This is a genomic window from Streptomyces sp. NBC_00250 (assembly GCF_036192275.1).
Classification (GTDB): domain Bacteria; phylum Actinomycetota; class Actinomycetes; order Streptomycetales; family Streptomycetaceae; genus Streptomyces.
Genome location: NZ_CP108088.1, coordinates 931,272 through 948,181, shown reverse-complemented (window position 1 = coordinate 948,181; position 16,910 = coordinate 931,272). Strand labels below are relative to the sequence as shown.

The following is a 16,910-nucleotide window of genomic DNA, read 5'->3' as shown; positions in this document are numbered from 1 at the left end:
CGACATGCCCGAGAGGATGCGGGGAAACAGCGTTTTGGTCGGGCCGGGAAAACCCGGTAGGCAGCCGCTACCTGTCCGCGCAGCGTGGACAGCGCGGGAACGGGGGATCCAGCAGCTGCAGAGCCCGTGCAGCCTGTTGGGGGACGACGCCGTTGCCGAGAGCGGTGAGCTGCGCCGGGCGTCCGAGGCCGGGGGTGGCGGTGACCCAGCCGGCGTCGAGGCCCTGCATCCATTCGACGAAGTCGGCGCGCAGCCGACCGGCCGTGTCGGTGGGCGCCGGCGCGGGGCGGGTGAGCATCTCCCATCGGGTGATGGCGGCGGCGTACGGTCCCCACCGTCCGCCGTCTCCCCGGCTTCCGGCGACGGCGCCGTCCACAGCGGCAGGATCACCGCTGACAGGGGAGGGCGCCGCCCCTTGCCGGGGCGGCGGTCCGGGGTGCCCGTTTCGCTGGCCCGGGGGGTGGGCATCAGCGACGCCGCCGCACTGGGCAGGGTCATGTCCCCATTGCCGTGCCGCTGGTTGGGTGAGCCGAGGGTTGGCCAGGGAGCCGAGTACGGCACCGAGTGCCCGCAAAGGAGGCTGACCTGCGGTGTCTCCCAGACACCACGGGCAGGGTTCCACGTCGCCAGGGGAACCGGCGGGGGAGGTGAGGAGGCCGCGAACATTCTCGATCACTACCAAGCAGGGGCGGAGGGCCTCGACCGCACGGGCGACGTGCAGCCACAGTCCCGAACGGGTGTGGGAGTGGAGTCCGGCCCGGCGGCCGGCGACCGAGACGTCTTTGACAGGGGAAGCCGGCCGTCAGGACGCATACCCGAGGGACGGCGGACCAGTCGACGGTCGTGATGTCGCCCAGGTTGGGGACGCCGGGCCAGTGGCGGGACAGGATGCGCGAGGCGTTCGGATCGACCTCCGCGTGCCAGGCCAGGGTGCCACCGAGAGCGGCCTGCACCCCGAGGTCGAGGCCGCCGTACCCGGAGCAGAGCGACCCGATCAGCGGAGGGTGGGAGAGGACGGAGGACATGTCACCGGCCCCGCATGGTCCGGGCTGCGGGAGCCGACGCCGACGCCGACGCCGACGGCGCGGGGGCAGCCGGTGCGGCCCCGTACCCGGGAGTTGTGGTCCGGGTGAGAGCGGCCCGGAGCCGGGAGGACGGCGGCGAGACCGTGGTCGAGGCGGCGTGCAGGGAGTCGGCCGCCTCCCGCAGGGCCGTGTCCGCCGTTTCGAGCCGGTCGCCGATCACCAGCCCCGCAGCCTCCCGGGCGTCCCGGGCGTCGGGCTGCTCGTGCAGGTGCTCGGTCTGCTCCAGGAAGGCGAGCTGCTGGGCCACTTCTCCGAGAGCGGTTGCAGCCTCACCGGCGTCCCGTACGGCGGCGGAGAAACCGGAGACGGCCGGGGTGGTGCGGGAGCTGGCCTCCTTGTTGACGCTACGGAAGAGGACCTCGTCACCCAGCTCGGTGATCAGCTTGCCGAGTTCGGAGATCTGCTGGGCGACAACGATGCTTCCGGGGAGACGGTGGAGGTCGCCGGGGACCGGGAGCTTGCCGCGCTGGGCGTCGAAGGCAGAGGCCATAGCGCGTATGGCCAGGGCGTCGGAAAGGGAGTTCGTGGTCACGGTGGATCCCGTCTATGAGGAGCGGAGCAGTGCAAAGGAAGTCAGCTGTGGGTGCGCGAGGGCGGGCGCGCGGCGGTTGGAGCGGGCGCGAGGGATAGCCGGTCCGCAGGAGAAGGAGCGGCACGCGGGGCGCTGCGGGTGAGGGCCGCGTGCACCCGCGCCGCCGGCGGCCCGCTCGGGGAAGGCGCGGAGGACGGTGCCCGGGAGGGCGGCCGACCGTGTGCGGTCTCCCAGCGGGCACGGACCTCGTCGAGCGGGCCGAGCGCGTGCAGGGCGTGGTTGATCAGCCGCCCCGGGGCCAGGGCCTCGCCCTCGGCCAGGGCACGGACGGCGCGAGCGGAGGTGGTGGCGGTCCGCGTGATCGAGGAACGCATCACCTGCTTGCCGAGCCACTCGGCGTCGCCGGCGCCCACGCCGTCGCAGATGACGGCGAACCGGTCCTTCGACAGCGTGCCGTCGGCGAGCAGGCCGCGCCGCTGGGCTTCCCACAGCAGAGTGAGCCGGTCGATGGGCTCGCCCCGGTGGTGCAGCGCACCGAGGCACCGGTAGAGCTGCCCGCGGGCCGGGTCGGCGAAGTCCCCCGGCCTCAGCCAGCCGACCACCTCGCCCATGGCCCCCGGCCGTTCGACGAGGACGGCCAGAAGGAACGCCTCGTCCTCGGCCGCCTGATTGGCCTGAGCCGGCGGAAGGGCGGACGGGATGGTGTCCGGCGGCGTCACGGGTGCGACCGGTCGCGGTTCGGTGCCCCACCGTCGTGCGAGATCGGTGAGCACCCCCGTCAGGACGTCCGCGTGGTGCAGCGTCCCTTCGACCTCGCCTCGCTGCGTGCCCGTGCGAGCCTCCTGGTGAAGCCGGATCGCGTGCCGGGTGACGGTGCGGTGGATCGCGCCCTCCAGCACCATGCGGCCGTACACCGGGGCGTGCGCGGGGCGCGGACAGGCCGAGATCAGGAGATGGGCGTACGAGGCGGTCAGCCCCCGTACGTGGAGGCCGGCCTCGGCGACCGCGTCAGTCACCCACGACAACGGCACCGACTTCTCGCCCTCCACCGCGGGATGGTTGTCACTCCGGAGCTTGCGCAGCGCGCCGAACAGGGCCTGGTGGACCGGCCGGTAGAAGTGATCCGGCGCGAGCCACTCCAGATGCGAGAGCTGGCCCGGGTCGAGCAGCACCGCGCCCAGGACTGCCTGCTCGGCGTCCAGCAGCGGGTTCATCGTCGGCCTTCCGCACCGGAGGTGGACGGCTCATCCGGCCGGGCACGCAGATCGGCGACCGCACGGTCGGCGGCGGTCAGCGCCTCGGCGAAGCCGTCCAGCACGGTGGTCAACGCGGGATCGGCGACGGGAACCGCCCCGGCGTCGCCGACCAGCCACCACCAGCCGTCGCGCAGGACGGCCGGCGACTGTCCGAGCCGCGCGGAGGGCGGCGTGGGCGCGCTCACGCCGACAGCCTGAAGTCGTCGTGGCCGACGGCCTTCGTCAGGGCCCGTTCGGTGATCGCCTTCGTGGCGCGGGCGGAGGCCGGTCCGATCACCCTGGCGGAGGGCTCCTTGTACCAGGGCCGGATGGAGAGCATGGCGATCCGCAGACCGGTGGCCAGCAGCAGCACCTTGCCCTTGGGCAGGGCGCGGATCGCGTCCGGGGGCAGGATCCGCTCGGTGCGCATGCTCACCGAGGTGGACTTGCCGCCCTCGCTCGTCGATACCGATACGGTCTGGACGTCGTGGTCACCGACCTGCCTGCTGAGGCGGTCGGCGAAGTCGGCGTCGTCGATGCCCGATCCGACGATCTTGACGGTGGCGGCGGACCACAGGGCGTCCATCCCGGCCTCGCCCCAGCACCGCTGGCCCTGCCGGTAGCTCTGCAGGATCGTCATCGGGATGACGCCCCGGCTGCCGAGGTGCGAGTACAGGTCCGGGAGGTCCGAGATCCGGCAGACGTTCGCGGCCTCGTCGAGGACGCACAGGGCGGGCGGGTCGAGCCGTCCGCCGGAGCGCTCGGCGACGATCACAGCCGCGCGCATCACCGCGTCGGCCGCCGCCGCGATGATCGCCGACGCACTGCCACCACCGTCCTTGCTCAGCAGATACAGCGTGTCGCGAGAGGTGGCGAAGGAGAGGGGCTTGAACTCGGGGAGGTCCTCGCTCGGGGTGACCCAGGCGGCGACCTCCGGGTCGAGCAGGCAACTCGCGTACTGCCTCGCCGTCTCGTAGATGCCGTCGCGGGTCTCGGTCGCACCGGAGACGGTCCCCTGGAGCTGGGCGGCGACCGCATCGTGGCCGGCGTCGGTGAGCAGGTCGACCGGAGTCCGGTCAGCCGGGGAGGCGAGCCAGGCCAGCACGTCGGTGATCGGCCGCCGGTGACTGGCGGCGGCCAGGAACAGGGAGCCGAGCGTATTGGACGCGGCGGTGGACCAGAAATCGGAACCGCTCGACTCGTCCACGCTCGCCGCGACGAAGTGCCCGGCCAGCCGCTTCGCCCCGGCCAGGTCGCGGGCGTCGGCCAGGATGTCCCACCACATCTCGCGCGGATGGTGGGCGATCTGCTGCGGGTCCAGGGTCCAGACGGTGCCGACCTCGGCTCGGGCGTCCACCGTGGCGGTGAACGCGTCATTCGCGGCCTTGTTGCTGGTGAGCAGGACCGGGCCGGGAGCCGCGAGGATCGCGGGGATCGCCAGGCCGGAGGTCTTCCCGCTGCGCGGGGCCATGATCGCGACGATCACGTCCTCCCAGGAAGCGCGGACATCGGCCCGACCCGGGTCGAGGGTGCCGAGCAGGATGCCGCGGTCGGCGGGGGCGACCTCTTTACGCTCCCGGCCGCCGAGGGACAGCCGCAGGCTCTTGGCCTTGGCGGTGATCTTCTTGTCCAGCAGCGGCGCCAGGTCGCTCTTGCGGGCGAGACCGGTCTTGGCCCCGGCGCGCCGGCGCAGCCACAGCACCAGGCCCGTGGTGAGCAGGGTCAGGGTGAGCAGGCCGGGGACGATGCGGACGCCAACCAGCAGCGCGGTGGTACTCAGGGCCGGCCACAGCACCTCGGGATGCAGCAGGGCGGCGGTGGCACGGAACGGGGCCCACGGGCCGCTTCCGACGAGGGAGTTGGTGAGGTTGCCGGTCAGCCAGGCGAGGGAGCCGAAGGCTATGGCGGCGCCGAGGGCGCCGAACAGGAGATAGAGGAGCGCGTCGGAGCCGGTGGTGGTCGACGGCGCACTGGTGCGCGGGGAGGGCACGGGCGGTTCCTTGGGGTGCGAGCGGGCGGGGGCGGGGTGCGCTCGGCTCTCGTGCGGCTCATGGGCCTACTTCTTCGGGATCGAACGGAATCGTTTCAGCGGGAACGCGGGGCGGGACGTCCTGCGGACGGAACCGGCGAGGGGGCAGGAGGGGCGTTGGTGCCGGTGCCCGCCTTGGCCGCGATGGGTGAGGTCTGACGGGCAGCGGCCTGACGCCGGGCATCGGTGTCGGAAGTCTCGCCGACGGAGCCGACGGCCAGGGATGGGTCGATCGCGACCCGATACCCCAGGTCGGCCAGCTGGCCCGCGGCAGCGGAGGCGGCTAGTTGCCGGTCCGGGCCGGCGACGTGCGACTCGAGGCTGAAAGAGGCGGGATCGCTCGGGTCGGCCGGGGCGGTGAACCCACAGGAGCGCAGGATCCGCTGGGCTGACCCGGGCAGGCCGGTCCGGCAGTCGGCCCAGACCAGGCCGTTGGCCCAGGGATAGATCTCGACGTCGGTGCCGTAGGTGTCGGCCAAGTTGCCCATCGGGGATCCTTCCGTAGAACGGGGCGAGGCAGGAGAAGCCGTGGGAGAGGACGTCGGCGACGAGGACGTGCTCGCGGAGAGCTGGCGGTCCGCCTCCTTCGGGCCTTGGATGCCGGGAGACGCGGGGTCCGCGCCGGCGCTGAGGACGTCGTCGAGCAGTTCGCGCGTCCGGAGGACATTGATCATGTTGTGGTGCCGGGGGTCGGTGCGTTCGGCCGGGCAGGCAGCGATTCCGTCCTCGGCGGCCTCCAGTTGCTCCCGGACGTCTTCGAGCAGGCAGTGGGCGGCGGCCAGCCTTGTCCAGGTCTCCATGGCGGGGTTGTGGTGCGGGTCGTCGAACGTGAGGCGGACGCGGACCCAGTCGGCTGCAGCGGCGACGAGTTCTGTCAGCTGAGGCAGAGCACCGACGAGCGCGCCGTTGACCTCCTCGATGATCCCGGCCACCTCGTCGGGAGCGGCGTCCTCGGTGAGCCGGGCGATCATCCCCGGGACGGAGTACGGATCGTCGGCAGCCGACGGGAGGCGACGGACGTGGAGGGGCGGATCGTCGATGGGCCTCCTGCCGCGGTGGGCGAGCCGGATGTTGTGCTGCATCGCGGCGCCGATGGCCTCGCCGATGCTGGAGTAGTACTCGGGCACGGGTCCTCCTGGTTCGTGGTGCTGACGGGTCAGGACGGGTGGGAGCACGTGCTCCCACCCGAGGAGGCGAGACCGGTCTGGTGCCCGAGGGCAGCGGCGGCGGGGTCACGGCGCGACCGGCAGGGTCAGGCCGTCGGCGAGGACCGAGAGCCGTTCGCGGGCGGCGGCGGGACTGCCGGCGGTGACGACCCCCGATCACCGCCGAGGACCGGAGGCGTGCGGCGGACGGGCAGACGGGCGGGATTCCACGACATCGTTGCCGAAGGCCGAGGTGACGATCTCGGCCTTGGCCGCCGCGGGCGAGACGGCCAGGGCCGCGCTCCGGGAGGCGGACGGGTTCGAGGAGCGGGTCGGCGCTTCGGCCTCGGACCGGGAAGGGCCGCCGACACGACGCAGCTCGTCCTCCGAGTCGACGAGTTCCGACTGCGCCGAGCAGACGAAGTCCGCCGCGAAGCCGAACCGGTCGGCCAGCCGGTACGCCTCGTCGTCGAGGTCGTTGATGTGCTCGCCGGCGACCTCCAGCGCTTCCCGGACGCGCTCCAAGGCCCCGTGCTCGGGGTGGAGGAGCTGGTCGACCGCTCGCCGAAGGCCCTCTCCGTTCGCGGCCGACCTGATCTCATCAGTGATCTGGAGAAGCGCGGCGCCGGCGGCGTAGGACTCAAGCGGATTCGCCGGGGTGCTCATCCGAGCCACGTCCAGGGAGGGCGCGAGAGCGACGTCGTAGCGGGCGGCACGGAGCATCTCGGCGGCGTGGCTGGCGATGGCGACCTGGTCGGCGACCGGCGTGGTGGTGGGTAGCCGGTGGCGCCGACCGTGCCAGTCCTGTATCTGCTGGAAGCCAGCGTGCTTGAGGATCACGGCGGAGAGGTCGTCGTTGGCGCCCTTGGCCACGACGCTGCCGCTGAACTCGGAGGAGATGGTGATCGGAGGAGCGGGCACAGAGGTCTCCTGGGCACGGGAAGTCGGAGGGGAGGCGGTGGTCAGGTGCCCCAGCTCGGCTGCGATCCGGCGGTATTCGGCCTGGAGGCGGAAGGCGTCGCGGTAGCCGTGGTGCAGGCCGCCGTCCTCGCGGGCGAGGGTGGCCACGACGTGCATTTGCCGGAGCTGGTTGCGCAGGGCGATCCACCGGCAGGCGTCCGGATCACCGTCCGGGGCGATGCCGGTGGCGGACACCAGCCGTCGGGCGACGTCGGCCCACTGCGCGTCGGTGAGGTCCGGCAGACGGGGGTCTGACCGCACCGAGCAGACCCACGTGGGTCGAGCGGGCGCACGGGCCCCGAGGCGCTCGACGGGAGCGTCGAGCGCCTGGGCCAAGTACGACAGAGAGCCCGGCTCGGTGAGCAGTTCGATCGGCGCCCCATGGCCGTCACCCGCGACCAGCCGGGGGTTGACGTGGTCACCACGTTCACCCGGCCCGTACAGGTAGGCGAGCAGGCCGGCGGTGTTGCTGGCGCGCTGCAGGTGGGCAATCACGGCGGCTACCTCGGAAGGGAATGACGTAGCGACGGCCCGGGAGGTCGGACCGACAGGGAGAGGACCCGCAGGATTCGGGATTTGGCCCCGCCGGAGATCACTGATAGACGCCGCGCTCACCGGCACTGGCCTGCGGGGAGAGCAGAACCGGGTGCCCCGCCGCAGCGGGGCACCGGACGGCTAGAAGTAGGGGTTCACGTTGGGCCGGTCGGCGGCGGTGGCGTCCTGGAGTAGCTCGGGGAGGTCGTCCGGTTCGGAGGAGCGCTGGTCGATCCACCAGCCGGCGCGGGTGATCGTACGAGCGGACTCCTCGATCCCCTCCCACTCCGCCTCGCTGGTGTCCCCTTCGACGACCAGGGCGGTATAGGCGGCGGACAGGGCCTGGTGGCGGCAGCGCGCACCCCAGGGGATGGCACGCTCGGTTCCCTCCAGCAGAGGCATCCGGTACTGCTGCGACCAGGCGTCGGACGCGGCCTGCTCCTCAGCCCGCTTGGTCTTCAACCAGGCTGCCTTGTCCTGCTCGTTGACCTCCTTGGAGGCGCGCCAGCAGGTGGTGCACTCCTGAGTGGCGAGCCACTCGGCGAAGCCCGCGCGACGGTCGGCCGGTCGGTCGGACAGGTCGCGGTCAGTGTGGTGGCCGCAGGAGTGGTTGATCGGCCAGATGGTCTTCACTGCCATGGGGGAGCTTCCTTACGGGGGTTGGGTTAGCGGTCGCGGGAGAACGCGATGCGCGGGTCGACCGGCCGGGCTGCCGCGACAGAGGTGGCGGGAGCGGCCACCGGCCGCTTGCCCTGGAAGCCGGCGAGGGCCGGGCTGATGGCAAGCGCGGCGGCGCTAAGCGGCGAGCGACGGACGCCGACGTCCTGAGTGCGGTCGCGGGACGGGACCTGCCCGGTCGCGGGATGGCGGCGGGTCGCTACGTCCTGCGCGAGGTGAGGGTGTACGGCGACCTGGACACCGGAACGGTGCAGGGCCAGCGTCGCGTCGGCGACCTTCCCCAGGGCCTCGTCGCGTCCGGTGGTGGCGGACAGCGTGTAGATGTCGAGGCGGGGGTCGTGTCGCCAGCCGTGGTCGAGCAGGGCGAGTCCGGTGATTCCGGAGGCCCGGTCGTCGATGGCCGCGATGATGCCGAGCCGTGGATGCTCGGCGAACGCGACATCGGGCTCGCCGAGCGGGGTTCGGCCCGGGACGGGGCGAGGCCCGGGTGCGAGGGAGGGGTTGAACACGGCGTCCGTGTCGACTCGGAAGTCGGCGTTGCGCAGCAGCTCGACGGCCCGGGTGGCGCGGCCCTGCCCGTCACGCTGCTGGTCGGTCAGGGCGTACAGGGTCGGCTCGCCCGGGACGGGGCGGAAGTCGAGCCGCTCCAGCATCCAGGTGCTGGCGGCGAGGTTCTTGGGGTTCGCGGCGACGATGCCGTAGTCGGGGTGGCGCCCGATGGCGACGTCGGGAAGCAGGTCTTCGGCGGAGTTGGGCAACACGGCTGATCCATCCGGTGCGGTGAGGGGGGAGAGCGAGGGCCGGATCGGGTCTGCTGATGGGAGGCATACGGCGAACTCCGAGGCGGAAAGAGGTCAGCGACCAGGTGCGGTGGAGGGACGCGCGGGCGGCAGCGCGGCACGCTGGAGTGCTTCCGCCGCCAGGCGTGTGCGGACCGAGCGCGATCCGGCCGACGGGGAGGGTGCGAGAGCAGCGCTCACCCGAGGTGGAACGGAGGTCGGCAGCGCGGTTGGGGCTACTGGGTTTTGGACCGGGTCGGGCTGGGTGGTGAGGACGTCGCCGAGCCGTGCTTCGTGCGGCCGGGCAGGGGGAGTGCCGGGGCCTGAGCAGGGCCGAATCGCACAAGACGTTGAAGCCATCGGCCTGTAGTGCAGTGAAGGCCCGGGTCACCGCCCGCCGCTGTTCGGCTGGCTCGGTCATGGCCGCGGGCAGCCGGTGATAGCGCTCCCCGTCGAACGAGATCGCGGAGATGAAGCCCGCCCGGCGGAGTGCCTCGTCGGCGGCGCGATCCCGGGTGGAGCGGTGCTGCCCGGGACGGGGCGGCACGCCGAGCTGGTCCAGGCGCGCGTCGACGGCGGCGAGCAGGCTTGAGACGTTGCTGCCGTGCTGGGCATCAGGACCGTCGGGCTCGGAGTCGTAGATCACCTCGTACACCGCGGGCCCGGCCTCCCGGTGGCGGATCGCCGTCCAGCTCTCGGGGAACTCGGGGTTCTCGGAAGGCGGTTCCTGCGGTGGCGAGATGATCACCGAGCTGCCGTCGGGGAGGGGGACGTCGACGACGTAGTCGCTCAGGCCGTACTCGACGGTGACCTCCAGGCCCCGCTGGCGGAGGGGACCGGTGAGGTAGCCGTACCCGTGATCCTGTTTCGGACCCTTGGGGACAGCCGGCGAGGAGGAACTGCTCCACGCGGTGATCTGCGGTCCCTCCTGCTGGATGGTGATCAGGAGATTGTCCTGGTGCATGGGTTTTCTCCACGGTGAGACGCCCCAGCCGCCGGCGGCGCACCGCAGTGGGTACGGGCCGGACCGCGTCGGGCGGGCGGTGGTCCACGAGGATCTGGCGATCGGCCGGTTTGGCCCGGCCGGGATTGGGTGCTACGAGCGGGAGCGGCCCGGGACCGGTGCGTTGGGTGCCGGCGGCGCCGGGGGAGAGGCAGGCAGGGCTCCGCGAAGACCGGAGGCCGAGCGGGCGAGAGCCACGCGCGCCCGCTCTGCGTGCGCGGACTGCTCGGCGTCCGCCCGGCGGACCAGGTAGTCGGCGGCCCGGACGAGGGCCGGGCCGCGGATGGCCAGCTCGTCGGCGTAGTGCCAGCCGTCGGCGTTCCGTTCCTCCTGCGCCTGGCTCTCGTAGAGCTTCCGCGAGCCGGGCAGCGAGGCGTCCATGAGGTCCATGATCTGGTCCCACTCGCGCTGGAGCTTTGCCGCGTGTTCCAGGGTGCGGTCGATGCCGCGCAGCGAGCGGAGGTCTTCGCTGATGGGCCCCTCGACGTAGTCGGCGACTTGGGCGGTCGCGCGGACGCCGGCCAGGACCTCGGGGCCGTGGTCGAGGAAGACCTCGACGTGCTGCCATGCCTCGGCGTCGCGCTTCACCTTGCCGTTCTCGTACCCGTGTTCGTCGACGGGCCAGCCGTCGGTGTCGCAGAAGGAGTCCGAGACCGTGTCCCAGGCGTCGGACGCCTGCCGTATCCCGGCGACGGCGGAGGCCAACGCCGGGATGTGCCTCCGCCACGCCAGGTCCTCGGTGGCCGCAGGCTGGTTCTCGGCCGGGGCGGGAGAACTGGGGGAAACGGACTTGATCGTTCCTCCGGACATGTCTAGGCCGCCATCCGGGCGTCGGTGTCGAACAGTTCGCGTTCGGCCGGGTGGAGGATGTGTTGCGTGATGAAGGACCGGCCCGCGACCTTCCACAGGCCCCGGCCCTTGGTCAGGGCGGACACCGCCTGGGTCTCGACGCCGGTCAGGCCGAGCAGGGACGCGGCGGCGTCGAGCTGGTCGGGCTCCTGCCGATAGATGATGCGCGTGGAGCAGTCGGCCAGGAGGCCCTCGGCCAGGACCCGGCCACGCGAGCCGGCGTCGCCCGCCGAGAGCAGGTCGCTGAGCCGGTGGATGACCATCAAGTTCGCGATGCCGAGACCACGGGAGAGCTTCCACTGGGACTGCATCCGCTCCAGCAGGCCGACGTGTCGCATCACCCGCCACGCCTCGTCGTAGATAACCCAGCGCCGGCCGCCGGCGGGGTCGGCGAGGGCCGACTCCATCCACGAGCTTGCGCACGTCATGGCCAACACCAACGCGGTGTCGTCGCCGGCGCCGCCGAGGCGGGAGAGATCGATGGACAGCATCGGCGCGGTCGGATCGAACGCGACAGTGCTCGGGGCGTCGAACATGCCGCTCAAGTCACCGTGCACCAGGCGGCGCAGGGCGTGCGCGACGTCCTGGGCGGCCGTCCCCAGATGCCCGGACTGGTTACCGAGGGCCTGGTCGAGGCGTTCGGGCGAGCCAAGGGCGTACGCGATCTCGCCGAGCAGCGGCACCGTGCCGCGGGCGACGGCCTCGGCGACGACTAGGTTGAGGGCGAGGTCCAGCGCGGTGTGCTCCATCGGCAGCAGATCGCGCTTCAGGACGGTGCGCGCCAGGCTGGCCAGGAGCAGCAGGCGGCGCTTTCGGACCTCGCTCGCCCAGTCGTCCTCGCTGACGGAGGCGGGCCGGACCGGGGCGTCCAGCGGGTTCAGCCGTCCCGGGAGACCAGGGCCCAGCGCGATGCTGTAGCCGCCGAGGGCCTGCGCGACGCCGGTCCATTCGCCCTTCGGGTCGCAGGGGATGTAGATCCGGTAGCCGTGGGCGATGGACCGGGTGGCGATGGACTTCGCGAGCGCGGACTTGCCCATGCCGATGATTCCGGCGAGGACGGCGTTGGGGTTGGTGAAGCCCTCGATCCGGCCGCTGCTGTACAGCGAGAACGGGTCGAAGCAGAAGGCGGCTTCGGCGTGGACGTCGCGGCCGATGAAGACGCCCTCCGCCCCCAGGCCGCCCTCGGCCACGAAGGGGTAGGCCCCCGAAGCGGTGGCGGTGGTCATCCGGTGGGCGGGCAGGCGGAGCTTGCCGCCCCGGGCCGAGGCCGGTCCGGGCCGCCCGGCCGGCGGGTAGGTCGGCCGCAGTTCCGGATCGGCGGTCTCCTGCGCACGGTGCCTCGGGGGCGCTTCGGCGCGGCGGGCCTGCCGGTGGGCGTCGGCGAAACCGGCTCGGGCGGCCTTCCGTTGGGTGCGTGATGCCTTGTGGGGCACGAACAGGTGGGAGGCGCTGGCGCGGGTACGGGGCATGAACGTTTCTCCAAGTGGGGTGGGTCAGTGGCGGATGAGGCCGGTGAACGGGGTGTGCAGGTCGGCCGGGGTCGTACGGCGGCGGACCAGGCGCGCGGTGCGCTGATGGCGCTGGCAGATGGTCAGCTCAGGCGCGCCCTCGGGCAGGTGGGCCCGGCACGCCTCGCTCTCGGGCACCTCGCCGGAGTCCGGACGGGGAGCTGAGTGGTAGGCGGCGTGGAGGTGGTCGGCGGCCTGCCAGATCCGGGTGCGGGCGGCACGCAGGTGATCGCCCTCCGTCGGCAAGAGCTGTCCGACGCGTCCGGCGTGGGCGTCGAACAGCTCGTACAGCGAGACGAGATGGGAGTGCAGGGCGTCCAGCTCGGCGCGGGAGGTGACGAGCGGGCCGCCGGGGAGGTTGAGCGCGCGGTGGAAGTCGAGCGCGGCGGTGGCGAAGGGCACGAAGTCCTGCGCGGTCGTGCTGGGAGTGCGGGACACGGGAGTGCTCTTTCGACAGGGGGCGTCGGGGGTTACGCGGCGAGGGCGAGCGGCAGGGCGGCAGTGAACGCCTCGGCCTGCTGCCAGGTCAGGGGCCGGAGGTCGAGCTGGGCGCCGACGGCGGCGGTCTCCACGACCGCGCACGCGGTGCGCAGCTCCTCCTCGGAGTCGGCCGACACGGTCAGCAGACCGGTCAGGGCGACGTCCGCGTGGCCGGCGATGAGCTGCCGCTCGCGCGCCTTGATGTCCTGGTACTCGATCGAGTCCGCCTCGGAGTCGACCTGGCCGCGCCGGGCCCGCTCGGCGGCATCGGCGATGACCGACGCCTTCTTGCGCTGGACGTCGCGCAGGGCGGCGTCCAGTCCCTTCGGCTCGTAGGAGAGCGACAGTGTGCGCCGTACCCCGCCGGTGAACAGGAGCTGGTGCAGGAAACCGGCGCTTGTTTCGGTCCGGGGCCAGTTCTCCACCCAGTACGTGGCGTGGACGGCCGAGTCGGTCGCGATGTGGTCCGCCTTCTCCACGACCACCACCGGACCGGCAGCGGCGGCGTCGGCCTCGGGGCGTCCGGTGGCCGACCATCGGTCCAGCGCCGCGAGCGCCTTGGGGTCGTAGGCGGTGCGTACGACGGCCGCGATCTCGCGGGCGGTGAGCCAGCCGGTCGGGTTGAGCCCGGCGGTCCGCGCGGCCTGGTCGAAGGTGGAGGTCAGCTGTGCAAGGACGCTGAAGGCCCCGGTCAGGCCGCCGCCGGCCTGGTTGATCAGTCGGCGTGCCGCCTTGGTGTCCAGCGACAGCGCGACGTACGCCTCGTGCGGGGCGGCGGCGGGGCCGGCGCTCTGGATCAGCTCGTTGTGGATCGCGCCGGCCACCGGGGTGTCGGGACGGCCGTGCTCTTCCCAGTAGCGGCGCAGGCTGTCGCCGGAGTCCGGGACGGTGCGCTCGATCACCTGGATGCGGGCGATCTGCCCGGTCCGGGCGAGCGCGGCCAGCGCGCGTCCCCAGCCGCTGACGTTGGCGTGCTGGGTGCCTGGGTCGAGCAGGGCGTAGGCGCGGGACGAGACCTTGACCACGGCGGTCAGCGTGCCGTTGTGCGGGTCGTGGACCGCGCCGTACCGGCCGTCGGGCGCGGTGGTCACGCGCAGGCTGGCGGCGGTGCCGGGCAGGTGGAGCAGACCCTCGCGGGTCGGCCGGCGCGAGGGGCGGGTGAGCCAGACGAGCTGGCCGCGCATCCGGCGCAGGGCGTACCGGACGACGATCGGGGCCCAGTCCGCCAGGGCACGGCCCCGGTGGCGGACGAAGACGAACAGGGCGACGACGGCCCACAGGGGGGCGAGCGCGAGAGCGCCGACCACGCCGTGGGCGAGGATCACGGCGAGCAGGAGAAGGCCGGTGAGTCCGGCGACGAGGAGCTGCGGGGCGGTCAGGCCGAGCAGGACGCCGCGCCTGCTGCGGTGGGGGAACTTCACGGTGGCCGAGGGGTCTTCGGCCTGGTGCTTACAGGACATGGGGGTTCCAGACGGCTCGAGCGATCGAGGGACGGGGCGTGCGGCGCTCTTCTGGAGGACATGACGGAACTCCTTTGACGGTCGGGCTGGGAGGGGGCGGGCTGCGGAGGGACAGCCCGCCCCCGGTGGTGACGGGTCAGGAACCCGAGGGCGGCTGAGTGGGGTACACCCAGTTCGTCGGCGTCGGGGAACCGACGGCCGGCGGAGTCGAGGCCGGAGGGGGTGTGGCCGGCGGCGCGGCCCGGGCGGCGAACCACGGGGATCCGGCGGCGGCGAACGGCACGGAGACCATGGTGCCGCCTGGAGCCGACGCGCCGGTGAGAACACCGGAAGGGGCCGCCGGGGCCGGGATCTCGTCGGCGGAAGGGGCTGCTTCGCTTCCGCCGGGACGGGTGATGAGCGGCGGGATGCCGGGGCGCTGGATCAGGGCGCGGCCCTTGTCGCCGGGGGCATTCGGGTCCTCGCCGTACCGGAAGCGGGTCTGCGGCTTGGGCGGGCCGGCGTCGATGCCTTCCTTGCTGAGGTTGCCGCCGGCGGGGTTGATGCCGGAGGCGACGCCGTCGGCTCCCGTGCCGGGAACCTGGCTCGGTCCCTGGGGCGCGGGGGTTCCGGTGCCGACCCGCATCGCCATGCTGGCGGCGGTCTTCGCTGCTCCGGCGGCGATGGCCATGCCCGCGACGCCGGTGCGGTGCAGGTCGTCGTGTCCGCTGCCGTCGCTCGCCCAGTGGATGAACTTGTACGTGGCGTAGGGGCACAGGAGGACCAGGACCATGACGACGATGCCGGCCATCGCGTCGGACAGGGCCGACAGCCCGTCATCGACATCGGTCTTGCCCATGGCGGAGACGCCGATCAGGAAGACGATGGTCATCAGGAGTTTCGAGACGACCAGGGTGGCGGTGGCCTCGATCCAGCCGCGCCGCCAGCGCTTGGCGACCTCCCAGCCGCCACCGGCGCCGGCGAACACGGCGAGCGAGACCATGATCAGGACGCCGACCTTCCGGGCGACCATGACACCCCAGTACAGGAAGGAGCCGATCGCGCAGCCCAGGGCGACCAAGGCGGGAACGCCCCAGCCCAGGCCGTACATCGCCCCCAACTCATTGATCTTCACGACGCGGCGGATCGCGTCGTCGACCGATGTGTTGGCGGCTTGGAACAGGCCGTCGGACAGGGCGTCGACCACGGTGATGGCGACGGTGGTGAAGGCGATGGCGCAGAAGCTGAACAGGACGCCGGTCATGGTGCCGATCGCGGCCTGGGCCAGGGCCCGCTCGTCGCGCCGCCAGGCCGCGAGCATGAGCTGGATGCAGAACGTGCCGACGGTCAGGGCGAGCCCGATGGGCAGCAGAAGCTGGTAGTTGTCCCGGAACCAGCCGGCGTTGAGGTCGATGGCGGTCGTCTGGTTGACGGCCTTGGTGGCGAGGTCCGCCGCGCTGGCCGCCAGTTCTCCTGCCGACTTCGCGATCCACGCGCCGATGCCGTCGGTGACGGCCCCGGCCGGGTTGGTGGCGAAGTCGACGGCGGTGCACACCTTGTCCATCATGGGAAGGCCGCAGACGTCCATGGCGGTACCTCCTTTCGTGAGCGGGGGTCAGGGCGCGACGGACGGCATGACGCCGGCCAGGGCGCAGGGCTGGTGGGGGCGGCACTGGACCGCGAGGGTGGTGGAGCGGCTCTCCGCGCCCCCGGCGGGCAAGCCCTTCCAGGCGATCGTCTGCTTGCCCGAGACCGTGACGGCGTAGATGTACGCCTGGGTGATCGCGCCCGGGTCCTCCTGAAGGGCTCGGGTGAAGGCGTCCGGGAAGTGCCCCTCGTTCACCGTGGCGGTGGCGAACTGGCCGTTGGCGGCCATCTCCTTCCACAGCACCGGCGAGGGGATCCCCCGGTCGACCGAGGCCGCGTCGGCGTACTTGGCCTCCGGGGTCAGCCACGCGTGAAGAGCGCGCCGCAGTTCGGCCTGCGGGTACGCGCGGGTGTCGTACGACCACAACGCCGCTGCGGCTGCCTTCCCGAAGGCGATCGGGTCGGTGGTCCTCGGCGGAACCGGCAGGGAGCGGGGACGGGTGGTCACCGTGGGCGGCCCGGACGGCGAGACCGCCGAGGAGGAAGACGGGGGCGAACTCGGACGCGCCGCCGCGGGCTTGGCGGGGGTCCTGCCGTCGCGGGTGAGGTACGCGGCCAGGCCGGCGAGGGCGACGAGCACCGCCAGGACGACGGTGCCGAGCAACGCCCGGCGGCGCACGCGAGATGCGCCGCCGGGGTTGGAGGAGTGGGAAGACATCAGCGGACCTGCGTCCCCAGCGTGCTGAAGAACGCCACCACACCATTTGCCGCGCCGAGCAGAAGGGCCGCGCCGGCGCTCACCAGCACGCCCTTCTTGCCGTTGGCCTCGGCCTGATGGCCGCCGGAGTGGTGGCCCCAGGCCCACACGCCCGCGCTGACGGCGAGCGCGCCGACCACGGCGACGAGACCGAAGAGGTTGATGGAGCCCATCACCTGCTTGAGCACGTTCAGGCCCGGCAGCCCACCCTCGTTCGGCTTGATCCCGGGATCGTAGGCGAGCTGTATGACCTGTTCGGCGAGGTACACGGGGAACTCCAGTTCTAATGAAGGCACGCCGAAGCCCATGG

16 protein-coding genes and 1 pseudogene are annotated in these 16,910 nt (G+C 72.5%); all 17 read right to left on the bottom strand.

Translation table 11 applies throughout. The features are described 5' to 3' along the window. Positions 1-67: 67 nt before the first annotated feature. The 17 genes and pseudogenes from OG259_RS04070 to OG259_RS03990 all read right to left on the bottom strand — a co-directional run bounded on the left by OG259_RS04070 (position 68) and on the right by OG259_RS03990 (position 16,869). Positions 68-376, bottom strand: coding sequence for a hypothetical protein (locus tag OG259_RS04070; RefSeq protein ID WP_328940918.1), 309 nt, complete (start codon positions 374-376; stop codon positions 68-70). Between the two features lie 475 nt (positions 377-851). Then, positions 852-1,025 (bottom strand): annotated as a pseudogene (locus OG259_RS41720) (DNA cytosine methyltransferase); the annotation flags it as partial. 1 nt (position 1,026) lies between these two features. Beyond that, a complete protein-coding gene (locus OG259_RS04060; RefSeq protein WP_328940916.1) occupies positions 1,027-1,617 on the bottom strand; it encodes a hypothetical protein in 591 nt (196 codons plus the stop codon). 41 nt (positions 1,618-1,658) lie between these two features. After that, positions 1,659-2,831, bottom strand: coding sequence for a DnaB-like helicase N-terminal domain-containing protein (locus OG259_RS04055; RefSeq protein ID WP_328940915.1), 1,173 nt, complete (start codon positions 2,829-2,831; stop codon positions 1,659-1,661). Further along, positions 2,828-3,058 carry a hypothetical protein gene (locus tag OG259_RS04050; protein WP_328940914.1) on the bottom strand — a complete coding sequence of 77 codons (231 nt, stop codon included), beginning with the start codon at positions 3,056-3,058 and terminating at the stop codon, positions 2,828-2,830. The genes OG259_RS04055 and OG259_RS04050 overlap by 4 nt, the downstream gene beginning before the upstream one ends. Beyond that, on the bottom strand, positions 3,055-4,842 hold the full coding sequence (locus OG259_RS04045) for a type IV secretory system conjugative DNA transfer family protein (protein WP_328940913.1): 1,788 nt from the start codon (positions 4,840-4,842) through the stop codon (positions 3,055-3,057). The genes OG259_RS04050 and OG259_RS04045 overlap by 4 nt, the downstream gene beginning before the upstream one ends. Before the next feature lie 95 nt (positions 4,843-4,937). Beyond that, on the bottom strand, positions 4,938-6,008 hold the full coding sequence (locus OG259_RS04040) for a hypothetical protein (RefSeq protein WP_328940912.1): 1,071 nt from the start codon (positions 6,006-6,008) through the stop codon (positions 4,938-4,940). 195 nt (positions 6,009-6,203) lie between these two features. Further along, a complete protein-coding gene (locus OG259_RS04035) occupies positions 6,204-7,481 on the bottom strand; it encodes a hypothetical protein (RefSeq protein WP_328940911.1) in 1,278 nt (425 codons plus the stop codon). 180 nt (positions 7,482-7,661) lie between these two features. Then, on the bottom strand, positions 7,662-8,159 hold the full coding sequence (locus OG259_RS04030; RefSeq protein WP_328940910.1) for a hypothetical protein: 498 nt from the start codon (positions 8,157-8,159) through the stop codon (positions 7,662-7,664). Between the two features lie 26 nt (positions 8,160-8,185). Beyond that, a complete protein-coding gene (locus tag OG259_RS04025) occupies positions 8,186-8,959 on the bottom strand; it encodes a hypothetical protein (RefSeq protein WP_328940909.1) in 774 nt (257 codons plus the stop codon). A 1,114-nt stretch (positions 8,960-10,073) separates the two neighbouring features. Beyond that, positions 10,074-10,712 carry a hypothetical protein gene (locus OG259_RS04020; protein ID WP_328946986.1) on the bottom strand — a complete coding sequence of 213 codons (639 nt, stop codon included), beginning with the start codon at positions 10,710-10,712 and terminating at the stop codon, positions 10,074-10,076. An 80-nt stretch (positions 10,713-10,792) separates the two neighbouring features. Next, entirely contained in the window at positions 10,793-12,298 is a 1,506-nt protein-coding gene (locus OG259_RS04015; protein ID WP_328940908.1) for an ATP-binding protein, read from the bottom strand. A 24-nt stretch (positions 12,299-12,322) separates the two neighbouring features. Then, positions 12,323-12,775: a DUF6238 family protein gene (locus OG259_RS04010; RefSeq protein ID WP_328940907.1), complete on the bottom strand. Its 453-nt coding sequence runs from the start codon at positions 12,773-12,775 to the stop codon at positions 12,323-12,325. A 32-nt stretch (positions 12,776-12,807) separates the two neighbouring features. Beyond that, positions 12,808-14,277 carry an SCO6880 family protein gene (locus OG259_RS04005; RefSeq protein WP_328940906.1) on the bottom strand — a complete coding sequence of 490 codons (1,470 nt, stop codon included), beginning with the start codon at positions 14,275-14,277 and terminating at the stop codon, positions 12,808-12,810. Between the two features lie 136 nt (positions 14,278-14,413). Beyond that, on the bottom strand, positions 14,414-15,844 hold the full coding sequence (locus OG259_RS04000; RefSeq protein WP_328940905.1) for an SCO6881 family protein: 1,431 nt from the start codon (positions 15,842-15,844) through the stop codon (positions 14,414-14,416). Between the two features lie 27 nt (positions 15,845-15,871). Next, positions 15,872-16,561 (bottom strand): hypothetical protein, encoded by a 690-nt coding sequence (locus OG259_RS03995; RefSeq protein ID WP_328940904.1) that lies wholly within the window; start codon positions 16,559-16,561, stop codon positions 15,872-15,874. Further along, a complete protein-coding gene (locus OG259_RS03990; RefSeq protein ID WP_328940903.1) occupies positions 16,561-16,869 on the bottom strand; it encodes a DUF6112 family protein in 309 nt (102 codons plus the stop codon). Before OG259_RS03990 ends, OG259_RS03995 begins: the two co-directional genes overlap by 1 nt. Between the last annotated feature and the right edge of the window lie 41 nt (positions 16,870-16,910).

Coding starts and splice junctions, on each gene's coding strand:
- OG259_RS04000 (WP_328940905.1), bottom strand. CDS start 15,844: ATGGACGTCTGCGGCCTTCCCATGATGGACAAGGTGTGCACCGCCGTC.
- OG259_RS04030 (WP_328940910.1), bottom strand. CDS start 8,159: ATGGCAGTGAAGACCATCTGGCCGATCAACCACTCCTGCGGCCACCAC.
- OG259_RS03995 (WP_328940904.1), bottom strand. CDS start 16,561: ATGTCTTCCCACTCCTCCAACCCCGGCGGCGCATCTCGCGTGCGCCGC.
- OG259_RS04015 (WP_328940908.1), bottom strand. CDS start 12,298: ATGCCCCGTACCCGCGCCAGCGCCTCCCACCTGTTCGTGCCCCACAAG.
- OG259_RS04055 (WP_328940915.1), bottom strand. CDS start 2,831: ATGAACCCGCTGCTGGACGCCGAGCAGGCAGTCCTGGGCGCGGTGCTG.
- OG259_RS04005 (WP_328940906.1), bottom strand. CDS start 14,277: ATGTCCTGTAAGCACCAGGCCGAAGACCCCTCGGCCACCGTGAAGTTC.